The 19520-nt window shown below is 69.6% G+C and carries 21 protein-coding genes; 12 read left to right on the plus strand and 9 right to left on the minus strand.

Annotated elements, in window-relative coordinates:
- Positions 1-201: 201 nt before the first annotated feature.
- Positions 202-654, minus strand: a complete 453-nt coding sequence (locus ACFPZ3_RS27655; RefSeq protein WP_379517155.1) for a MarR family winged helix-turn-helix transcriptional regulator — start codon at positions 652-654, stop codon at positions 202-204.
- Between the two features lie 109 nt (positions 655-763).
- Between ACFPZ3_RS27655 and ACFPZ3_RS27660 the strand changes: the two genes are divergently transcribed.
- Positions 764-1222: a MarR family winged helix-turn-helix transcriptional regulator gene (locus ACFPZ3_RS27660; protein WP_379517156.1), complete on the plus strand. Its 459-nt coding sequence runs from the start codon at positions 764-766 to the stop codon at positions 1220-1222.
- An 86-nt stretch (positions 1223-1308) separates the two neighbouring features.
- Here ACFPZ3_RS27660 and ACFPZ3_RS27665 read toward each other — a convergent pair whose 3' ends face one another.
- Positions 1309-2043 carry an SDR family oxidoreductase gene (locus tag ACFPZ3_RS27665; RefSeq protein WP_379517157.1) on the minus strand — a complete coding sequence of 245 codons (735 nt, stop codon included), beginning with the start codon at positions 2041-2043 and terminating at the stop codon, positions 1309-1311.
- A 103-nt stretch (positions 2044-2146) separates the two neighbouring features.
- Here ACFPZ3_RS27665 and ACFPZ3_RS27670 point away from each other — a divergent pair, with 103 nt between their 5' ends.
- A complete protein-coding gene (locus ACFPZ3_RS27670) occupies positions 2147-2479 on the plus strand; it encodes an ArsR/SmtB family transcription factor (protein WP_379517158.1) in 333 nt (110 codons plus the stop codon).
- Positions 2480-2639: 160 nt separating this feature from the next.
- Here the strand turns inward: ACFPZ3_RS27670 and ACFPZ3_RS27675 are convergent, their stop codons facing one another.
- The 4 genes from ACFPZ3_RS27675 to ACFPZ3_RS27690 form a co-directional block, all read right to left on the minus strand.
- Positions 2640-3560, minus strand: coding sequence for an SDR family NAD(P)-dependent oxidoreductase (locus ACFPZ3_RS27675; protein ID WP_379517159.1), 921 nt, complete (start codon positions 3558-3560; stop codon positions 2640-2642).
- 71 nt (positions 3561-3631) lie between these two features.
- On the minus strand, positions 3632-4201 hold the full coding sequence (locus ACFPZ3_RS27680; protein ID WP_379517160.1) for a TetR/AcrR family transcriptional regulator: 570 nt from the start codon (positions 4199-4201) through the stop codon (positions 3632-3634).
- Positions 4202-4486: 285 nt separating this feature from the next.
- Complete coding sequence (locus ACFPZ3_RS27685; RefSeq protein ID WP_379517161.1) at positions 4487-4840, minus strand: DoxX family protein; 354 nt, start codon at positions 4838-4840, stop codon at positions 4487-4489.
- A gap of 120 nt (positions 4841-4960) precedes the next feature.
- Positions 4961-5815, minus strand: a complete 855-nt coding sequence (locus ACFPZ3_RS27690) for an SDR family NAD(P)-dependent oxidoreductase (RefSeq protein ID WP_379517162.1) — start codon at positions 5813-5815, stop codon at positions 4961-4963.
- 165 nt (positions 5816-5980) lie between these two features.
- Here ACFPZ3_RS27690 and ACFPZ3_RS27695 point away from each other — a divergent pair, with 165 nt between their 5' ends.
- The 10 genes from ACFPZ3_RS27695 (at position 5981) to ACFPZ3_RS27740 (ending at position 16129) form a co-directional block, all read left to right on the plus strand.
- Positions 5981-6595: a TetR/AcrR family transcriptional regulator gene (locus ACFPZ3_RS27695; RefSeq protein WP_379517163.1), complete on the plus strand. Its 615-nt coding sequence runs from the start codon at positions 5981-5983 to the stop codon at positions 6593-6595.
- Between the two features lie 234 nt (positions 6596-6829).
- Complete coding sequence (locus tag ACFPZ3_RS27700) at positions 6830-7060, plus strand: alpha/beta fold hydrolase (RefSeq protein WP_379517164.1); 231 nt, start codon at positions 6830-6832, stop codon at positions 7058-7060.
- 119 nt (positions 7061-7179) lie between these two features.
- Positions 7180-7824: a TetR/AcrR family transcriptional regulator gene (locus ACFPZ3_RS27705; protein ID WP_379517165.1), complete on the plus strand. Its 645-nt coding sequence runs from the start codon at positions 7180-7182 to the stop codon at positions 7822-7824.
- Positions 7825-7971: 147 nt separating this feature from the next.
- Entirely contained in the window at positions 7972-9294 is a 1323-nt protein-coding gene (locus ACFPZ3_RS27710; RefSeq protein WP_379517166.1) for an MFS transporter, read from the plus strand.
- A 43-nt stretch (positions 9295-9337) separates the two neighbouring features.
- Positions 9338-10102 carry an SDR family NAD(P)-dependent oxidoreductase gene (locus ACFPZ3_RS27715; protein ID WP_379517167.1) on the plus strand — a complete coding sequence of 255 codons (765 nt, stop codon included), beginning with the start codon at positions 9338-9340 and terminating at the stop codon, positions 10100-10102.
- 17 nt (positions 10103-10119) lie between these two features.
- Complete coding sequence (locus ACFPZ3_RS27720) at positions 10120-11160, plus strand: NAD(P)-dependent alcohol dehydrogenase (protein WP_379517168.1); 1041 nt, start codon at positions 10120-10122, stop codon at positions 11158-11160.
- Between the two features lie 84 nt (positions 11161-11244).
- Positions 11245-12225 carry an alpha/beta hydrolase gene (locus ACFPZ3_RS27725; RefSeq protein WP_379517169.1) on the plus strand — a complete coding sequence of 327 codons (981 nt, stop codon included), beginning with the start codon at positions 11245-11247 and terminating at the stop codon, positions 12223-12225.
- Positions 12222-14129 (plus strand): flavin-containing monooxygenase, encoded by a 1908-nt coding sequence (locus ACFPZ3_RS27730; protein WP_379517170.1) that lies wholly within the window; start codon positions 12222-12224, stop codon positions 14127-14129. Before ACFPZ3_RS27725 ends, ACFPZ3_RS27730 begins: the two co-directional genes overlap by 4 nt.
- A gap of 49 nt (positions 14130-14178) precedes the next feature.
- Positions 14179-15729, plus strand: coding sequence for an AMP-binding protein (locus ACFPZ3_RS27735; protein WP_379517171.1), 1551 nt, complete (start codon positions 14179-14181; stop codon positions 15727-15729).
- Between the two features lie 238 nt (positions 15730-15967).
- Positions 15968-16129: a mycothiol transferase gene (locus tag ACFPZ3_RS27740; RefSeq protein WP_379517475.1), complete on the plus strand. Its 162-nt coding sequence runs from the start codon at positions 15968-15970 to the stop codon at positions 16127-16129.
- Positions 16130-16437: 308 nt separating this feature from the next.
- Here the strand turns inward: ACFPZ3_RS27740 and ACFPZ3_RS27745 are convergent, their stop codons facing one another.
- The 3 genes from ACFPZ3_RS27745 to ACFPZ3_RS27755 are packed head-to-tail and all read right to left on the minus strand — an operon-like array spanning position 16438 to position 19487.
- The gene (locus ACFPZ3_RS27745; RefSeq protein ID WP_379517172.1) at positions 16438-17064 is read right to left on the minus strand and encodes a DAK2 domain-containing protein; all 627 of its coding nucleotides are present in this window, start codon (positions 17062-17064) and stop codon (positions 16438-16440) included.
- Positions 17064-18092 carry a dihydroxyacetone kinase subunit DhaK gene (locus ACFPZ3_RS27750; protein ID WP_379517173.1) on the minus strand — a complete coding sequence of 343 codons (1029 nt, stop codon included), beginning with the start codon at positions 18090-18092 and terminating at the stop codon, positions 17064-17066. The genes ACFPZ3_RS27745 and ACFPZ3_RS27750 overlap by 1 nt, the downstream gene beginning before the upstream one ends.
- Before the next feature lie 57 nt (positions 18093-18149).
- Complete coding sequence (locus ACFPZ3_RS27755; RefSeq protein WP_379517174.1) at positions 18150-19487, minus strand: MFS transporter; 1338 nt, start codon at positions 19485-19487, stop codon at positions 18150-18152.
- Positions 19488-19520 lie beyond the last annotated feature (33 nt).

Below are 19520 nucleotides of genomic sequence, written 5' to 3' on the forward strand. Positions count from 1 at the left end.
ATTCTCTTCGGGTCGCCCGCGGTGCGACCGCCGTACCTTCGTCGGTAGTCAAAGGAATCTCCTTGCCCTGTGGTTGAAGGTTGTTGAAGGTGTCCACGGTGCTGAGCGCCATCCAGCGGGAGCGGCTCAGACCGGAATGGACCCGCCGCGATTTTCGGGACGCATCCAGCGCCCGGCGGGCTTCGAAGCGGTCCAGGCGACTCAGGCGGCGGACAGCAGCGTGTTCGCGCGGGAGAGGACGGTGTTCAGGACGCGGCCGGCGGTGGCCAGTTCCTCCCCCGGCAGGTCGCCCCACAACTTTTCGGTGATCCGGGTGACGGCGGCGCGGACCTGGCTCCACTGGGCCTTGCCGTGCTCGGTCGCTTCGACGGTGCCGTCCGGGCAGGTGCGGACCAGGTTCGCGGCCGTCAGTTCGGCGATGTGCTGGTGCGCCGTGGCCTGGGCGACCTTCAAGGAGTGGGAGACCCGCTCGGCCAGAGCATCACCGGACAGAGTTCCGTCGCTGACCACGGTCAGCGTCAGCGTCACCCATTGAGGTTCGGTGATGCCGGTCCCGGTCAGCTCTCGCTCCAGGAGGGCGTTGAGAGCCTTCTCCGCCTGGCCGATGATCTGGGTGCCGAAGGCAGGCCCGGCCGGTTGTGCGATGGTGGTCATGTCCAGGCTCCTCAGCGTCATGAAGGCAAAATGTTGGTCAGGCCAACATTGGCTCGGCCAACAATACATCCAGTCGTGGGTTCTGCCAACAATTTGCTAGATTCGCCTCGTGGACACTCCCGAGGGGCCGCCGCCGGAGCGGCTGCGCGCGCTGCCGAGCAGGTTGACCAACGGTGCGGCATTGATCGCCAACCGGCTTGTGGATCAGGCGCTCGCGCAGGCCGGCGTGCGGCGCTACCACTACTCTTTGCTCGCCACCCTGGAGGAGTACGGCCCGGCCAGCCAGGCCGCCCTCGGCCGCCGCACCGGCATCGATCGCAGCGACATGGTGGCGACCGTCAACGACCTCGCCGAACGGCAACTCCTCGAGCGCGCACCCGACCTGGAAGACCGCCGCCGCAACATCATCACCATCACCCCGGCAGGCCGAAGGCAACTTGCCGATCTTGACCGGCTGCTCGCCGCCGCCCAGGACGAATACCTCGCCCCGCTGTCCGCGGCCGACCGGCAGAACCTGATCGACCTGCTCACCCGCCTGGCCGATCACCACGGCGACAAGCACGGCTAGCAGCGCCTCGGTCATGCCCGGCACCGCCCACAGGCCGACCCACTGCATGGCCGCCGCGCGCGCCGAGCTGGGGCCGTTTCGTTCGCCTAGGCGGTGAAGCCGCCATCGATGGTGAGGCTGGCGCCGGTGATGAAGGCCGCCTCCGGGCCGGCGAGGTGAGCGACCAGCGCGGCGATCTCTTCCGGCGCACCGATCCTGGGCAGGGCAAGCCATCTGGTCATGGCCTGGGCGGCGGGACTGTCGGCGTTCATGCTGTCGTTGGCTGTGGGGCCGGGCTGGACGTTGTTCACCGTGATGCCACGCGGCCCCAGATCCCTGGCCAGGCCGCGGACCAGGCCGGCGACGGCCGCCTTGGTCATGGCATAGGTCGCGGCCCCGGCGAAGGGCGTCCGCTCGGCGTTGACGCTGCCGATCGTCACGATGCGCCCGCCGTCGCGGAGGTGGGGCAGTGCCGCCCGGATGGTGTGCACCGTCCCGCGCACGTTCACGTCGATCATCCGGTCGATCTCCTCGGGGGCAAGGGCGTCGATGGCTCCCGCACGGGCCACGCCCGCATTGACCACCACCACGTCGAGTCGCCCCCACGCCTCCACGCTGCGCTCGATCGCTCCGGCGACGGTGGCGGAATCGGCCGCGTCGGCCTGCAAGCAGAGTGCCCGGCCCCCGCGGGCGGCGACCTCGCTGACGACCTGCTCGGCGCGGTCCCGGTTGCTGGCGTAGGTGAAGGCCACGCGCATGCCGTCACCGGCCAGCCGGCGCACGATGGCCGCGCCGATCCCGCGAGAACCGCCTGTAACCAGCGCCACCTTGCTGCCATTCATGTCCCGGCCTCGATTCGATAGAAAACGAACACGTCGATGAACATCGAACAGTACGATAGGCTTCGACATTACGGCAAAAGCGACGCATGCAAGGGAGCACTCCGTGGTGATCGAGGAGACCCATCCGGCCACCGACGAACTGCGACTGCCGAAGGTCCTGGCGGCTCTGGCAGACCCGGCGAGGCTGCTGACCGTACGCGCCCTGAACCAGGTGGGGACATCACCCTGCACCCGGCTGCAGCAGGCGGCCGGCCTGACGATCAGCCGGTCCACGTTCTCTCATCACCAGCGGGTGCTGCGCGAGGCGGGGGTGATCCAGGTCAGGGTGCGCGGTGCCGAGCGCATCCTCAGCCTGCGCCGCGACGATCTGGACGCCTGTTTCCCCGGCCTGCTGGACGCCGTGCTCGGCACCGCCCCCGAGCACATCGAATCCTGAGAAGGCGCCGGTATGCGTGGCTTCATCACTGCCCCGACCGGCCGAGCCCGTTCCTTCCCTTGGTGGCCGGGACCGGTGCACGCCACGCGAAGCCCAATATGGTCGTGACCTGGGCAGATGTAATTGTCGGAAGGCGCACAGCTCCGCCAGAGGGCCGGTTTCAGGTCGACACCGTCGAGAGCAGAGCGCGCGTCTCCGCGACGACGCGGTCCTGGAACTGCGGGTCGCGCACCTGCGTCGAGCCGAGCATCGGCCGGCCCCGCTCGTCGTAGTAGACGCCGGTCCCTCCCGGCTCGTTCAGCAGGGCGTTCGTGACGACCTTCGCGGCCCGCGCCGGGGTGCTCCAGTACTTGATGAACGGGGCGAGCAACCCCAGGACGTACTTCCCGAGAAGGCGCAGGAAGACGTTCGCGTCGCGCGAGAGACCCGTAGCCGGGCTGAAGCCCGGTTCGACGGCGTTGAAGCGCAACCGCGGCGTCTCGCGCGCGAACGCCAGCACCGTCGCGAGGTTGCATTGCTTCGACGTGGCGTAGGCGTCGGAGCCGGGCTGGGTGGAACCACCGGGCTTCCACTCGCCGCGGGCGCTCGCCTCGGCAGAGATGTAGCGACCGCCCCGGAACCCCGCGATCACGGCGGGCCTGCGCTCGGAGTCTTCGACGGCGGAGCAGACGAACACCACATTCGCGCCGTCGGGGAGATGGGGCATGAGTGCCTCGGTCAACACGAACGGACCGAGGTGGTTCGTAGCGAACGCGGTGTCCCAGCCCTGAGCGTTCTTCGTGGCGCGCATTTCGTGGATGCCTGCGTTGTTGACCAGGCCCGCGAGGGGAAGTCCGAGCGCGATGATCTCCGCGGCCGCACGCCGTACGCTCGCGAGATCTGACACGTCGCACACGACCGGCACCGCACGCCGGCCCGTGCGCTCGATCGTCTTCCGCACCTCGTCGAGCTTTCCCTGGTTGCGGCCCACCAGGACGACCGTGCCGTGCTCGGCCAACTCCAGAGCCGTGTGGTACCCGATGCCCGACGTCGGGCCGGTGATGATGTACGCCTTGCGCTCGCCCGAACCTGTCTTCGCCATGCGTGCTCCTTAATTGTCTGTCTAGTCAGTCATTCATTGGCCCAAAAAAATCAGCCCCAGCATCCGACTGCTCAGCAGCCCAGCATCCGGCACAGACCGTCGAAGCCGACCCTGCGGTGTTCGTCGGCGTTGTCAGGATCCTCGACCATGAAGTCCATCGTCGCTTCGGCCAGCGAGTTCATCATCGCGCCGACGAAATCCCTCGACGCGTCCCGCATCGGGCCCCGGGTGCGCACCCGCTCGAGAATGCCCGCGACTTCCGCCATCACCTGATGAGAGGCGGCGCGAGTCTCCTGAGTGATGTCGTCGGAGACGCCCAGCAGGGCGAGAGCCCGCCTCTCCTCGGGGTTCGACGTCGCCCAGCGCGTCCAGTTCGACCACATACGAGAAAACTGCTCGCGCGGCGGGGCCTCCACCGAAAACCCTTCCATCGAGGCGTTGGCCATCCTGCTTTTCAGCTCAAGGTAGAGCTCGTTGAAGAGCTCAGCCTTCGTCGTGAAGTAGGTGAACAGCGAGCCGTTCGAGATGCCCGCTTCCCGCGCGATGACCGCCGTCGGCGCACTGAGGCCCTGCGCGACGATGACACGAGTCGCCGCTGCCATCAGCGCGTCCCTCTTGTCCTTGCTCTTCGGCCGGGCCATGACTGGAGCATATAAATGAGTGGCCAGTCAGTCAATCTGTGCCGCGGTTTCACGAGCATGGGGTGGGGTGTTCGACTCAGTGTGCTGAGGGCCGGACAGGCCTGGCGGCCGTTGTCTGGACGCGGCGAAGATGACAGTGGGGCCTGCTCCCGACCTGGGCACTGCAACTTCGATGGGTGTCGAAATAAGGATGCTCGCGTCATCGAAGTTGGCAGTACCCGGTCGAAGATCGCGTCCCCTTGGGCGAAGGCTATGACTGCGACTTCTCACTCCCGTCTGCAGGGATCACCACCAGTGGGAGAGCAGGTTCGCGCCCAGTGCGGCCACCGCGGTGGCGAAGAACAAGGCCCAGTTTCCAAGCTTGCGGGACCCCACTCGCAGGTGCGCCAGGAGCGCGCCGGCGAAGTACAGCACGAGGCTGTAGGCAGCCAGAGTCCCCAGCATGGGGATGGCGAATCCGCCCAGCAATCCCAATGAGCCCAACGCCAGCATCGCGCCCAGGACGGGTCCCCACGATCGCGGCAGGCGCTTCATGTCCAGCTGGGCCTTCGGAAATTCGTGACCGATCAGATAGACGATGGCCGCGCTCCCGAACAGCAGCGAGGCAAAGATGATGATCGTCGCGTAGGCGGCGAACATGAACCCTCCATGTACTTCGGGTCTTGCGATCTGTGTGGCTAGTTCGACGAAACAGCTGCAGGACAGGTAGGCGATGCCGGTACGGCTGGAGGCTTGCCTCACGTGACCGACTGCCGAAGCTCAGACCGCGCTGTCCTCGTCGAGCTTGCCGTGTGCCTCCGCCGAAAGGTCCTGCCAGTCGGCCCAGGTCTTGAGCCGGTCGGTGTAGACCTGCTGGATCATCGGGTAGAAGCCCTGGCCGAAGAGCACCCGCAGGGGTGGGTTGCCGGAGTCCACGATCTTGAGGAGCGCCTGGGCCGCGGCGGCCGGATCGCCGGCAGGCTGCTTGCCCGTGAACCCCGCGAGGCGCCGGCGGAGCCCGTCGTAGATCGGGTCGGCCTGGGCCACGTGGCCGTTGGCGAGTGGGTCGGGGTTCTTTCCCGACCGGGTGGCGAAGCCGCCGGGCTCGACCACGGTCACCTTGATGCCGAAGTCGGCGACCTCGCCGGCGAGAGCTTCATTCAAACCTTCCAGCGCCCACTTGGAGGCATGGTATGCGCCGCCGAGTGGCATCGCGATGATCCCGGCAGCCGAGGACAGCTGGATGAGGTGTCCGGCGCCCTGCTCGCGCAGGTAGGGCAGCGCGGCCTGGATCACCCACACCGCGCCGAACAGGTTGGTCTCCAGTTGGTCGCGCAGGTGCTGCTCGGTCAGCTCCTCGATCGCGCCGACCTGGGCGTAGCCGGCGTTGTTCACGATGACGTCCAGCCGGCCGAAGTGCTCCTTGGCCCGCTTGACGCTCGCGAAAACGGCGGCCTTGTCGGTCACGTCCATCGCAAGCGGGAGCACCGCGTCACCATGGGCGGCGACCAGCTCGTCAAGGCTCGCTGTGGTCCGGGCGGTGGCGGCCACCTTGTCGCCTCGGCCCAGGGCGGCCTCGACGAAGTTACGTCCCAAGCCGCGGGAGGAACCGGTGACGAACCAGACCTTGCTCATGATGTCTTCCGTTCTTTCTGTATGGCGGTTTTCCATGGCTGCGCGGTGGTCACCACCGCAAGCGCACCAGGCAACGACACGTGTCGTTTCTCTGCGCGTCGAAAGCCTGCCTCAGCGGGAGAAGCTTGTCAACACGATCCGTGTCGTTTCCGATAGGATGGCTCCATGCCCGACCAACCCGCCCCTCGGCCGCCCGACCCTCAGCGGCGCAACCAGAAGAGCCGCCGCGCGATCCTCGACACCGCCCTGGACCTGTGTGCCGAGCACGGATACGGCCCGGTGACGGTCGAGGCCATCGCCGCTCGCGCCGGCGTCAGCAAGAAGACCATCTACCGCTGGTGGCCCTCCAAGGGCGCGGTCGTCCTGGAGGCCCTGGACGACGCGGCCACCCCCGCCGCCGACTTCCCCGACACCGGTGATATCCGCGCGGACCTGGTGACGCAGATGGAAGGTCTGCTGCGCGGGCTGTTCGCCGACCCCCGTGTCGGCCGCGCGCTCACCGGCCTGATCGCCGACACCCAGCACGCCCCGGACCTCGCCCGCGACCTGGACCAGATGCTGATCCAGCCGCGCGCCGAGCAAGCCCGCACCCGCCTGGCCAAGGCCCGCACCGACGGCGGGATCCGTGCCGACGCCGACCTGGACCTGTCCTTGGAACTGCTGTACGGGCCCGTCTACTATCGGCTCCTACTCCATCAGGGCGACCTGCACAGCTCCGCTGAAATCCGGGAACTCGTCGACCACGTCCTACGCGCCTTGGCACCACACGCCCCAGAATGACTTGACTGGCCGGCGTCCAATTCCGGCGGGATGGCCATCCAAGATCCCTCCCGGGTCCTGCGCCGACCAGATCAGCACGGCCGTCCAGGTCATCATCGGACACGACTGGGGCGCCTTCCCCGTCTACCCGACGGCGGGCCGTGACCCTGGCCGTGCCGCCGCCGGGCACCATCGGTGCCGGATTCCTCGACTACGAGCAGCTCAAGCGCTCGTTCTATCGGCTACTACTGGGCCATGCTCGGCACCACGCCGCCGTCCGGCCGTTCCCGCCGGGGTCTCGGGCCCCGTCCTCTACCTGCACGGCACCCAGGACGTTGCCTGGGCGCCGACCTGGTCAAGGACGCGTCGAGCCACCTGCCGCCTGGCTCGCGGGCCGAACAGGTGGCGGGCGCGGGACACTTCCTCCACCTCGAACGGCCGGAGGAGGTCAACAGTCTCATCCTGGACTGGCTCGGCCCGGCCTGAGCGGTTCTCCGTGCCCGACCGCATCCCCTACACCGAAGGAGCTCGTGAGCGCGCCGCCGAGCCCGGTCGTGAAACACTGGGGCCCGGCATGACCGCTGGCTGACGGGAGGAGGGCGGCGATGGCCCGCACTTCGGACACCCGGCCGCAAGCCCCGCAAGGCGCCCATACCGCGCCCGGTCAGCCTCTGTCCAAGCGCGCTCTGGCCACGCGCAACGCGCTGCTCGACGGCGCCCGCCGGGTCTTCGTCGCCAACGGTTTCGAGGGCGCCACGATCTCGGAGATCGTGGCGAGCTCCGGCACCAGCGTGGGCAGCCTGTACAACCAGTTCGGCGGCAAGGAACATCTCTTCCTGGAGTTGCACAGGCGCCACTCCGAGTGGCTCTGGGCCGCCACCCAGCAGGCCATCGAACGGGCGCGGGAGGCCGGGGAGCGCGACCCGTTCCGGATCTATCTGGCCGGCGCGCGCGCCTACCTCCTGGCCTGCTGGGACGAACGCGACCTGGCCCGGCTGTTCCTGTCAGGCGACAACCCGCCCGGATTCGACGCGATCGCCCGCGGCGGGCTGCGCCGGTGGATCGACCAGAACATGGGCGTGCTGCAACTGGAGGGTCGGCGGTTCGGCGAGGCGCTGGCCGCCGCCGTGACCGGGGTGGTGGCCGCCGGCGCGCGGCAGATCGTGGAGTGCGCGACGCGGGAGGAGGCGACGGAGCTGACCGACTACTTCGCCACCCTGGTCGGCCGGCTGGCCCAACCGGCCGAATAGCCCGCCTGGCACCACCGCCGGCGCGACCTCATCTCTCACACCCCCTTGACGTGTGGAGTGAGAGGGCGGAACATCCGTGGAAACCAATTCTAGATTTAGCCTCTAGAACTGGTGGCGAGGGTTGGAGCCCATCAGAAAGGCGCGACCATGGGCTGGTCTTACGTCCGCCAACTCGACGAGTACCCCACGGGCACCCGCCGCATGAAGATCCTCACGATGGCCGTGCTGGCCAGCCTCATCGGCTCCTACGAAGCGCAGATCGCACCAGTGGTGCCGCTGCTGCTCAAGGACATGAACATGACACTGGGCACCTACGGTGCCGTGTCGGCGGTCGCGCTGGTGGCCGGCGCCGTCGCCTCCGTGGTGGGCGGCAGGCTCACCGACCGGCTCGGCCGGGTACGGCTGCTGGTCCCGCTGATGCTGCTGACCTCCCTGTGCTGCTTCGGCATGACGCTCGTGCACAGCCCCCGCGACCTGCTGATCGCCCGGATCGTGCTGGCGTTCGTCGACGGAGTGGCGATGGCCGGCACCGCCCCGCTGGTGCGCGATTTCTCCCCGCGCCTGGGCCGGGCGCAGGCGTTCGGGTTCTGGACGTGGGGCCCGGTCGGGGCCAACTTCCTCGCCGCCGCCATCGCCGGCTGGACGCTGCCGATCTTCAACGACTCCTGGCGTTCGCAGTTCGTCATCATGGGCTGCGTCTCCCTGGTCATCTCGCTGGTCATCGCCGCCAGCATCGCCGACCTGTCGCCCGAACTGCGGGCCCGCATCCAGCACACCGAGAGGGACGCGGCCCACGTGGTCGACCTGGCCAAGCCGGCCAGGGTCAGGACACTGCTGGCGCGGCGCAACATCTGGGCCCACCTGATCGGCATCGCGCTGTGGCTGGTCCTCTACCTCACGCTCTCGCTGTTCGGCCAGACCATGCTCGTCGACGCCCTGGGCATCAGCACCGCGCAGGCGTCCACGGTCATGGCCGCGTTCTGGACCCTCGACCTGGCCGTGCTGATCGTCATCGGCCGCGTCTCCGACCGGATCAGGCTGCGCAAGCCGTTCTCGCTGGCAGGGACGCTGGGAGGCGTGCTCTGCACGTTCTACCTCGCCTTCCTGCTGGGGCAGGACGACGTGTCGCTCGGCCTGCTGATGGTCGTCGGCGCGCTGCTCGGCGGGTCGCTGGCCGTGGCTTACGCCCCCTGGATGGCCAACTACTCCGAGGACGCGGAGGACGTCGATCCCAGGTTGCAGGGCACCGCGTGGGGCCTGTTCGGCTTCCTCACCAAGGCCGTCGCCATGGTCGGCCTGCTGGCCATCCCGTACGTGGTCGAGGTGGCAGGCTGGCAGACATGGCTGTTGATCTCACTCGGCTGTCTCGTCCTGTACATCCCCGCCATCTTCCTGTTCCACGGCCCCTGGCGCCGCGTGTCCACCCCCGCCGCGGTCGAGCTCGACTCGTCCGTGCTGAAGGCCGGATGACGGGAACGGTGCGGGACATCGCCAAGAAAGCAGGTGCCATGTCATGACCGGCGACTACGCGACGGAGTTCGGCGGCCAGATCGCCCTCGTCACCGGTGGCGCGTCAGGGATCGGCCTGGCCGTCGCCCAGCGCCTGGCGGCCGGGGGCGCGGCGGTCGCGATCGCCGATCACAACGAGGCGGGGGCCAAGCAGGCGGCTCAGGAGTTGACCTCCGCGGGGGCGCGGGCGCTCGCGGTGCCGGTGGACGTGACCGATCCAGAGTCCGTCCGCGCCGCGGTCGAGGCCACCGTGGCCGGGCTGGGCGGGCTGCACCTGGCCGTCAACAACGCCGGTGTGACCGGTGCCGGCGGGCACATCGGAGATCAGGACCTCGCGGACTGGCGCCGCGTGATCTCCACCAATCTGGACGGAGTCTTCTACTGCCTGCGCCACGAGTTGCCGGCGATTCTGGCCTGCGGCGGCGGCGCGATCGTGAACATGGCCTCCGCCCTGGGGATCAACGGCTTTCCCGGGCAGGCGGCCTACGTCGCGGCCAAGCACGGCGTGGTCGGGCTGACGAAGACCGCCGCCCTGGAGTACGCCCCGCTGGGGGTGCGGATCAACGCGGTCGGACCGGGCTTCATCGACACGCCGCTGCTGGAGGGCGTGGGCGACGAGGCTCGCCGGACGCTGGGCAGCCTGCACGCCGCCGGTAGGCTCGGTCGCGCGGAGGAGGTGGCCGAACTGGTGGCGTTCCTGCTCTCGGCACGGGCCTCATTCGTCCATGGCAGCTACCACCTGGTCGACGGCGCCTACTCGGCCCGCTGACCCGAGAGGGGCCGACGATGAGAGCACTGCGATGCCGCGGTGACGGCGAAGCACCCGAAGTGGGCGCCGTCGCCGATCCTGAGCCGGGCCCCGGGCAGGTGCTGCTGGAGGTCACCGCCGCTGGGATCTGCCACTCCGACATCACCGTGATGAATCTGCCTGGTGAGGGGCTGCCCTTCCCGATGCCGCTCGTCCTCGGCCATGAGGGCGCGGGCACGGTGGCGGCGCTGGGCGAGGGCGTCACGGGCTGGGAGGTGGGCGACGCCGCAGCCGTCTACGGTGCGTGGGGCTGCGGTGTCTGCGCCAAGTGCGCCGAGGGCAGGGAGAACTACTGCCTGCGCGCCGCAGGGCTCGGGATCTTTTCGCCGGGTCTGGGCGCGCCGGGGGCGATCGCCGAATACCTGCTCGTGGACGACGCGCGCCACCTTGTCCCGCTCGGCGGGCTCGACCCGGTGCGGGCCGTTCCGCTCACCGACGCCGGGCTGACTCCCTATCACGCGATCAAGCGCTCGCTGCCGAAGCTGACGCCCGGCAGCATCGCCGTCGTCATCGGCGTCGGCGGGCTCGGCCACGTCGCCGTGCAGCTCCTGCGCGCGCTGAGCCCGGCCACGGTGGTCGCGCTCGACGTCTCAGAAGCGAAGCTGGACCTGGCCCGTCAGGTCGGAGCCCACGAGACGCTGCTGTCGGACGAGCACGCCGCGACCGCCTTCCGTGCCCTGACCGGCGGCCAAGGAGCCCAGGCGGTCTTCGATCTCGTGGGCGCCCCGGCGACCGTCGCTCTCGCGGCCGCTCTGGCCGGTGTCGAGAGCGACATCGTCATCGTCGGCCTGGGTGGTGGCCGGATTCCCGTCGGCTTCGGCGCGCTCCCGCACGGGACGACGGTCTCCTCCACCTACTGGGGCACGCGCGCCGAACTCATCGAGGTCCTCGCTCTGGCCCGTACGGGCGCCGTCGAGGTCCACGTCGAGACCTACGCCCTCGACCAGGCCCCGCATGCCTACGAGCGGTTGCACGAGGGCAAGGTGAACGGCCGCGCCGTCATCCTGCCGAACGGCTGATCCGGGGTGCACTACTTGAAACTTGATTCCAACTTGTAATAGCGTTTCAAGTAAGGCGTGAACAGCTATTTGAGAGGGGCCCCGATGCCTCTTGACCCGCAGCTCCGCGCCATGCTTGAGCGCGCTGCGACCGTCCCTGCCATTCCCCTGAGCCAGCTTCCGCCCGCTGTCGTTCGTTACGGCTTCCTGGCCTCCATCCTCGCCTGGCTCGGCGAGGACTACGAACCCCTCCCGCTCGCCGAGGTCCGCGAGCACACGATCGACGGAGCCGTACCGGTGCGGATCTACCGTCCGGACGCCACGACCCCGAGCCTGCCCGTCGTGGCGTTCGCGCACGCGGGAGGGTGGGTGCTCGGCGATCTGGAGACCCACGACGAGGTCTGCCGCCACCTCAGCCACGCGCTGCCCGCCGTGGTCGTCGCGGTGGACTACCGCCGCGCGCCCGAGCACCCGTATCCGGCGGCCATCGACGACTACTGGGCGGCGGTGTGCTGGCTCGCCGGGCACGCGGCCGAACTCGGCGGAGACGCCGGCCGCCTGGCCGTGATCGGCGACAGCGCCGGGGGGAACCTCGCCGCGGCGGCCGCGCTGCGGGCGCGCGAGGCGGGCGGGCCGCGGATCGCGGTCCAGGCGCTGGCCTACCCGACCGTGGACGCGACCCTCGACTGCGGCGCTCAGGAGGGTGGTTCGTACCTCACGTGTGGCGAGGGCTACGGGCTCACCCTGTCCATGATGCGGTGGTTCGTCGACTCTTACCTGCCTGACCCTGCCGACCGTACCGCCTCTGATGCCTCTCCGCTGTTCGCCGACCTGTCGGGCCTCCCGCCCGCGATCGTGGCCACCGCCGAGTACGATCCGCTGCGCACCGAGGGCGAGCGCTACGCGCACCGCCTCGCGCGGGCCGGGGTCGCCGTCACCCACCTTGAGCTCGACGGGCTCGTCCATGGCTTCCTCTACCAGACGCGGATCTCCCACGCGGCCGACCGAGCCCGCGAGGCGTTCATCGGCGCCGTTCGCGAAGCCCTCGGCAGCCGGCTCGGCGACCTGACGGAGGCGCGGGCATGACCGAACCGATCATGGACGCGGACGACGCGATCGAGAGAGCGCTCCTCGACGCCGAGCTGCCACCGCTGCTTGCGGCCCTGGCCACCGCCACCGGTGATCCGGCGCTGCTGCCGGACCACCTGCGACCGACCACGGTCAACCCTTTGATGCCGCAGGGCGGCTACTCACCGGCGCAGCAGGATGAGGTGCGCGCGCTCGCGCTCGCCACGCTCGGCGCGGTCCGCGACGGCCGCCTCTCCTTTCGGCAAGGGCCGGCGGACGAGGAGGAGATGCCGGCCACCGGGCGGTTTCTGGCCGGGACCGACGCCGGGCGCTACCTGCCGCTGCTGATCGACGAAGTCGCCACGCGGGACGACCCGGCGGCCCCGCGGTGGCGCAAGGAGCGGCTCGCTCCCGATCGTCGGTTCCACGTCGTCATCGTCGGGGCGGGGATGTCGGGACTGCTGGCCGGGCATCGGCTGGGTCAGGCCGGCGTCCCGTACACGATCGTCGAGAAGAACGGCGACGTGGGCGGCACGTGGCTGGAGAACACCTATCCGGGCTGCCGCGTCGATGTCAGCAGCCATCTGTACAGCTACTCCTTCCTCGAACATGACGACTGGCCCGCCTACTTCTCCACCCAGGACGTGCTGCTGGACTACTTCCGGCGATTCGCCGACCGCACCGGCGTCCGCGAGCGCATCCGGTTCGGCACGGAGGTGCTGGCCGCCGAGTTCGACGACGAGACGTGCGCGTGGACGGTCCGCGTACGGACGCCGGACGGCGGCACCGAAATCCTCCGCGCCCAGGCGGTCATCTCCGCGGTCGGCCAGCTCAACCGCCCCTCCTACCCGCGCATCGAGGGCATGGGCGACTTCAACGGGCCGAGCTTCCACTCGGCGCGCTGGGAGCACGGCCTCGACCTGACGGGCAAGCGGGTCGCGGTGATCGGTACGGGCGCGAGCGCCTTCCAGTTCGTGCCCGAGATCGCCAGGACGGCCGGCAGCCTGGTCATCTTCCAGCGCACCGCCCCCTGGCTCGGGCCCACTCCTCACTACCACGCGCCCGTCGCCGACGGCCTGCGCTGGTTGTTCAGGCACGTCCCTGGCTACTCGCGGTGGTACCGCTTCTGGCTGTTCGCCAGCACGGTGGAGGGAGGGCTGCCCGCCGTGGAGGTCGATCCCGCGTGGCGGGACGGCGAGCGCTCGGTGTCGGCGCCCAACGACGAACGACGCGCCCTGCTGACCGCGTACCTGGAGCACCTGTTCGCGGACCGCCCGGATCTGCTGCGCGCCGCGATCCCCGACTACCCTCCCGGCGCCAAACGCATGCTGCGCGACAACGGCGTGTGGGCCGCGGCGCTGAAGCGGGACAACGTCACGCTGGTCACCGACCCGATCAGCCGCATCACCGACCACGGGATCAGCACCGACGACGGTGACCACGACGCCGACGTCATCATCTACGCCACCGGATTCTCCGCCTCCGACTTCCTCATGCCGATGACGGTGACCGGCCGCAACGGGGCGGACCTGCACAAACGCTGGAACGGCGACGCCCGCGCCTACCTCGGCATGACGGTGCCGGAATTCCCGAACCTGTTCCTGATGTACGGGCCGAACACGAACATCGTCGTCAACGGCAGCATCATCTTCTTCTCCGAATGCGAGACCCACTACATCCTGGAGTGTCTGGGTTCGCTGCTGCGTGACGGGCATCGGGCGCTGGAGTGCCGGGAGGAGGTGCACGACGCGTACAACGAGATGATCGACGCCGCCAACCGGCGGCGGGCCTGGGGCGTGTCCACGGTGAACAGCTGGTACAAGAACGCCCTCGGCCGCGTCGCGCAGAACTGGCCCTTCACCCTCATGGAGTACTGGGAGCGGACCCGCGTGCCCGACATCGACGACTATCACGTCCTGTGACGTCCGGCAGTAACCATCATGTTCAGCGATATGAGAGTGGAGAGCAACGATGGCCCGATTGTTGCGGCGCTTCGCCGAGGCTCGTCCGGATGAGACCGCGCTGGCCGACGAGGAAGGCGTCACCACCTGGCGCGAGCTCGACGAGCGAGTCGACCAGCTGGCCGGCGCGCTGCTCGGCTCGGGGCTGAGCGCCGGTGACGCGATCGCCGTCCACTCGGCCAACCGCCGCGAGTACTTCGAGGTCATGGCGGCCGCCGGCCACATCGGCCTGCGCTACGTGCTGGTCAACTGGCACTGGGCCGCCCCGGAGCTCGGCTACGTGTTGCGGGACGCGGGCGTGCGGGCCCTGTTCACCGACCCGGCCTTCGCCGCGCAGGCGGGCGAGGCCGTCGAGGGGCTCGATCTGCCGACCCGGATCGCCTTCGGCGACGGCATCCCGGGCTTCGTTCCGTACGAGGAGTTCCTCGCCAGCGGCCCGGCCGGCGAGCCGGAGCCCCAGGTCATGGGCAACCCGATGTTCTACACCTCCGGCACCACCGGCCGGCCCAAGGGCGTCAGCCGCAAACGGTCCATCGTCGGCCTGCCCGTCGACGTCCTCGCGCTGGTCTCCGACGGGTTCGCCAAGACCTTCTCGCTTCCCGCGGACGCCCGCACACTCCTGGCCGGACCGGTCTACCACTCGGCCCAGTGGATGTTCTCCTACCTGGCGTTCATGGGCGGCAGTTCCGTCGTCATGCGGCGCGCGTTCGACCCCGCCGAGACCCTGCGCCTGATCGACGAGTACGCGATCACCAACGTGCATCTGGTGCCCACCCAGTTCGTCCGCCTCCTGCGCCTGGATCCCGCCGCCAGGCAGGCCCTCTCCGGCGACAGCCTGGCGGCGATCTGGCACGGCGCCGCCCCCTGCTCGCCGCAGGTCAAACGGCAGATGATCGACTGGCTGGGGCCGGTGGTCAACGAGTACTACGGCTCCACCGAGGCGGGCGTCAACACGATCATCAACGCGGAGCAGTGGCTGGCCAAGCCCGGCAGCGTCGGCCGCCCGCAGCCCACGACGGAGATCCGCATCCTGAACTCCGACGGCGTCCCCGTCGGCCAGGGGCAGCAGGGCGAGATCTGGTTCCGCTACGCCAACGGTGACGACGTCGAGTATTGGGGCGACCCGGACAAGACCGCCTCGATCCACCGCGCCGGCGGGCTGTTCACGACCGGTGACATCGGCTACTTCGACGAGGACGGCTACCTGTTCCTGTGCGACCGTGCCATCGACATGATCATCAGTGGCGGCGTGAACATCTATCCGGCCGAGATCGAACACGTGCTGATCACCCACCCGGCAGTCCGTGACGTCGCGGTCTTCGGCATCCCGGACGACGAGTACGGCGAACAGGTCAAAGCCGCCGTCGAGCTGATGGAGGGCACCGAGGTGACCGTCGAGCTGCCCGGGGAGCTCATGGCGCACTGCCGCAGGTCACTGGCCGGCTACAAGGTGCCCCGATCGATCGACTTCCTCCCCGAACTGCCGCGCACCCCGACCGGCAAGCTGTACAAGCGCCTGCTCCGCGCCCCCTACTGGCAGGAGACCTCCCGCGAGATCTGACTTCCGACGAGGGTCCGGCCGCGGCCGGCGTAGGGCGGATGATCGAGGCGCTGACCGGCAACTCGCAAGGCGAGCGGATCAGGTTGTCCGGACCTTCCTTGCGGTTTTCCGGCGGGTTCCGCGCCGACATGTCGGGGCGGCCGTGGATTATGGTGGCATGCCGACCACCATGTCCCCCCGCCCCAACAGCGACCCACGGCTCGCACGGCCACCGCAGGCGGATGAGCGGACCACGTTGATGGCGTTCCTGCGCTGGCATCGGGAGACTCTCGAACTCAAGTGCGGGGGCCTTGGCCCAGCAGACCTCGCCCGTCGGGCTGTGGGACGCTCGGCACTGTCGCTGTTGGGCCTCGTGCGCCCAGCACGGACAGCACGAGCAGGTCGCGGTCCGCGAGGATGATCTCGGGCGTGGCGACGCCGCCCGCCTCACGCAGCACGGTGAGCCCTTCGGCCTCCGCGGCGAAAGCGTCGTCCGACACCGGCTCGCCGAACGCCTTGACGAACACCGACGTGCTGTCACCGCGGCGCGCCAGACCCGCGGTCGCGGCGAGACCTCCAGTGGCCGGCTCGACCGCGACGACGTCGGTCAGGCCGGCCGCGTGCAGACGTTCAAGCAGAAAGGACGTCGCCTCAGTCACGGGTGTGCTCCTCTCTGCTGGTCACACATCATGGCGATCAGGGCCGAGCCCGCGGCGGTTCACTGGGCGGTTACAGGGAGGCGAGCGGGGGCCGGAGGTCTGCCTGCGGATCCGCGACGGTGGCGACCACCCAGAACAGCACCGCCACGCCCAGGGCGCCGGGGTCGGGCGCGCCCTTGGCCCGGTCGCCGACGTAGCTGGCCCGGCCCATCCGGGCGCGCATCTCCGCGGTCCGCGCGGCGCCGGCGCCCGCCGCTTCCGCGGCCGCGGCGAACGCGCTCTGCCCCCCTCGCCGCAACGCCTCGACCGCGGGAGCCAGGGCGTCGACAAGGGTACGGTCGCCGACCTCGGCTTCGCCGACCCGCTGGATGGCGGCCAGACCCGCGGCGGTACCCGCGGCCCAGGCGGCGGCCGGGTCGGTCCCCTGCTTCTCGTGCGCGCGGGCGATCTCGGTGAACAGCAGGCCGAGCAGGGGGCCGCTGGTGCCGCCCACCTCGTCGAGGAAGACCTCGCCGAGCACGCGCAGCGCGGAGCCGCCCGATTTCTCATACGCCCGCACGGCGTCGCGGAGTCCGTTCCTGAGGTTGTCGCCGAAGTCGCCGTCGCCGCTGAGCTGATCGAGTTCGGTGAGCTCGGCGTGTGCGGCCTCAGCGGCTGCCGCGTAGCGGCGCAGGATGACCTCCTCGTTCAGAGCCATCAGTGAACGTCCTCCTCTGTGCTGCGCGCGGGGAAGGCCGGGGTGATCGTGGGAGCGGCCCACCATGCCCTCCACTCCGGCCGCAGGCGGGTAAGTGTCAGGGAGAAGCCGGCCATGTCGAGCGCGGGCACGAACGTGCCGACCAGGGCGTCGACGAGGGTGAGGCCACGGAGCTCCAGCCCGGCGGCCACGAGATCATGCAGGCCGTACAGTTCGAGCTGGGTGGTGCCGCCGAGGCCGTTGACGACGGCGACGACCTCGTCAGGGCCGTCCGGCAGGCCCTCCATGAGCCGGTCGAGCATCGTCTCGACCAGCTTCTCGGTGGACGGCCTGGCGATCGACTGCGCGGCGCGCTCGCCGTGGATGCCGACGCCGTACTCGATCTGACCCGGCTCCAGGACGAAGGAGGGCCTGCCGGTGTGCAGCGAGGTGTGCGCGCGGGTGGCGACGGCGAGGCTGCGTGACGCACCGGCGAAGCGGGTGCCGAGGCCGGCGAGTTCGTCCAGGCCGAGGCCGGTGTCGGCGGCGGCGCCGAGCAGTTTCTCCACGACGATGGTGGCGCCGGTGCCGCGGCGGCCGGTGGCGGTCTGGTCGGACTCGGTGGCCAGGTCGTCGTCGACCAGCACGCGGCGGACCTCGATGCCGTCGTGTCTGAGCCGTTCCGCGGCGATGCCGAAGTTGATCCGGTCGCCGGTGTAATTCTTGACGATGTGGATCACACCGGCGGGGCCGGCGGCATTCCTGCTGGCCTCGAGCACCTGCCGGTTGTGCGGCGAGGCGAACACCTTGCCTGGCGCGACCGCGTCCAGCATGCCCCGGCCGAGGAATCCCGCGTGCAGGGGTTCGTGCCCGGAGCCGCCGCCGGAGACCAGGCCGACCGTGCGGCCGGGGTGGCGGTGCCTGGCGGCGAGGTAGGTGGGGTTCTCGTGCAGCTCGACCAGCCCGGCGTGGGCGCGGGCGAAGCCGCGCAGGCCCGGCGGGACGGGGTCGCCGTCGGCGGGCAGGAACGGGATGTGCGCGGATGTCACGGTGCTGGCCTCCCGGGTGTCAGCGGACGTTTCAGGACAGGGCTTCAGGAAGGGGCTTCAGGACGACGACGGTTTCAGGACGGGTGTGTCGACCGGCTCGCGCACGGCTTCGCCGGCCTTGAGGCGGGTGGCGGCCAGGCTGGAGAGCGCCGCGATGGCGACGGCGTAGACGGCCACCCAGGTCCAGTGGCCACCGCCGGCGGTGATCAGTGCGGTGCCGAGGAGCGGGGCGAGGCCGCCGCCGAGGGTGGCGCCGACCTGCTGGGTGACCGACAGGCCGGTGTAGCGGACGCCGACCGGATAGAGGTTGCCGAACAGGGCGGCCTGCGCGCCGTACATGGCGCCGTGCCCGACGGCCAGGCCGAGCGTCATGCCCAGGATCATCAACGGCAGGCTACCGGTGGAGACCAGCAGGAAGAACGGTACGGCGAGCACGAGCTGGAACACCGCGCCGCCGATGTAGACGACCCGGCGGCCGACACGGTCCGACAGCGCGCCGAACAGCGGCAGGGTGAGGCACTCGATCGCGCAGGCCACCAGGACGGCGAGGAGCACGGGTTCGCGGGGCTGGCCTAGCTCGGTGGTGACGTAGGCGATGGCGACCACGTAGTAGACGTTGAACAGGCCGCTTTCGGCGATCTTCGCGATGACGGAGGTGACGACGCGGCCGGTGTAGCCGGCGAACAGTTCCTTGACCGGCAGGCGGTGTGACTGCCGCTCCTCGCGTGCCTTGACGAATTCCGGGCTCTCGCTGATGTGGGTGCGGATGTAGACGCCGAGCGCGATGAGCACGATGCTCGCCAGGAACGGCAGCCGCCAGGCCCACGACTCGTAGGCGCCCTCGGGCAGCCAGACGCCGAGCAGGGTGACGATGCCGACCGGCAGCAGCACGCCGGCGGGGGTGCCGATGTGCACCAGGGAGGTGTAGAAGCCCTGGCGTTCGCGGGGGCTGTATTCCAGGGCCATGAGGACGCCGCCGCCGTACTCACCGCCCATGCCCAGACCCTGCAGCAGCCGGATGAGGGTGAGCAGGATGGGCGCCCAGATGCCGATGCTGTCATAGGAGGGCAGCAGGCCGACGGCGAAGGTGCCGCCGCCCATCAGCACCATGGTGATGACCAGGATGGTCTTGCGGCCGAGCCGGTCACCGTAGTGGCCGAAGATGATCCCGCCGAGCGGGCGGGCCAGGTAGCCGACGAAGAACGTGGCGAACGCGGCGAGCGTGCCGACCATCGCGTTGTCTGTGGGGAAGAAGACGTCGTTGAAGACGAGCGCCGCGGTGGTGGCGTACAGGGTGAAGTCGTAGTACTCCACCGTGGTGCCGAGGGCGCTGGCGACGGTGACTCTCCGGACCGACGAGGTGCCGCTCGCGGATGCGTTCGATTGGTTGTTCATCGGGGTTCTCCTCAGGGCCGGGGTGGTACCCCC

This window comes from Nonomuraea insulae, from assembly GCF_042656245.1.

Coding starts and splice junctions, on each gene's coding strand:
- ACFPZ3_RS27725 (WP_379517169.1), top strand. CDS start 11,245: ATGCCTCTTGACCCGCAGCTCCGCGCCATGCTTGAGCGCGCTGCGACC.
- ACFPZ3_RS27665 (WP_379517157.1), bottom strand. CDS start 2,043: ATGAATGGCAGCAAGGTGGCGCTGGTTACAGGCGGTTCTCGCGGGATC.
- ACFPZ3_RS27755 (WP_379517174.1), bottom strand. CDS start 19,487: ATGAACAACCAATCGAACGCATCCGCGAGCGGCACCTCGTCGGTCCGG.
- ACFPZ3_RS27745 (WP_379517172.1), bottom strand. CDS start 17,064: ATGGCTCTGAACGAGGAGGTCATCCTGCGCCGCTACGCGGCAGCCGCT.
- ACFPZ3_RS27675 (WP_379517159.1), bottom strand. CDS start 3,560: ATGGCGAAGACAGGTTCGGGCGAGCGCAAGGCGTACATCATCACCGGC.
- ACFPZ3_RS27705 (WP_379517165.1), top strand. CDS start 7,180: ATGGCCCGCACTTCGGACACCCGGCCGCAAGCCCCGCAAGGCGCCCAT.
- ACFPZ3_RS27700 (WP_379517164.1), top strand. CDS start 6,830: ATGCTCGGCACCACGCCGCCGTCCGGCCGTTCCCGCCGGGGTCTCGGG.
- ACFPZ3_RS27735 (WP_379517171.1), top strand. CDS start 14,179: ATGGCCCGATTGTTGCGGCGCTTCGCCGAGGCTCGTCCGGATGAGACC.
- ACFPZ3_RS27680 (WP_379517160.1), bottom strand. CDS start 4,201: ATGGCCCGGCCGAAGAGCAAGGACAAGAGGGACGCGCTGATGGCAGCG.
- ACFPZ3_RS27655 (WP_379517155.1), bottom strand. CDS start 654: ATGACCACCATCGCACAACCGGCCGGGCCTGCCTTCGGCACCCAGATC.
- ACFPZ3_RS27715 (WP_379517167.1), top strand. CDS start 9,338: ATGACCGGCGACTACGCGACGGAGTTCGGCGGCCAGATCGCCCTCGTC.
- ACFPZ3_RS27690 (WP_379517162.1), bottom strand. CDS start 5,815: ATGAGCAAGGTCTGGTTCGTCACCGGTTCCTCCCGCGGCTTGGGACGT.
- ACFPZ3_RS27720 (WP_379517168.1), top strand. CDS start 10,120: ATGAGAGCACTGCGATGCCGCGGTGACGGCGAAGCACCCGAAGTGGGC.
- ACFPZ3_RS27685 (WP_379517161.1), bottom strand. CDS start 4,840: ATGTTCGCCGCCTACGCGACGATCATCATCTTTGCCTCGCTGCTGTTC.
- ACFPZ3_RS27740 (WP_379517475.1), top strand. CDS start 15,968: ATGGCGTTCCTGCGCTGGCATCGGGAGACTCTCGAACTCAAGTGCGGG.
- ACFPZ3_RS27710 (WP_379517166.1), top strand. CDS start 7,972: ATGGGCTGGTCTTACGTCCGCCAACTCGACGAGTACCCCACGGGCACC.
- ACFPZ3_RS27730 (WP_379517170.1), top strand. CDS start 12,222: ATGACCGAACCGATCATGGACGCGGACGACGCGATCGAGAGAGCGCTC.
- ACFPZ3_RS27695 (WP_379517163.1), top strand. CDS start 5,981: ATGCCCGACCAACCCGCCCCTCGGCCGCCCGACCCTCAGCGGCGCAAC.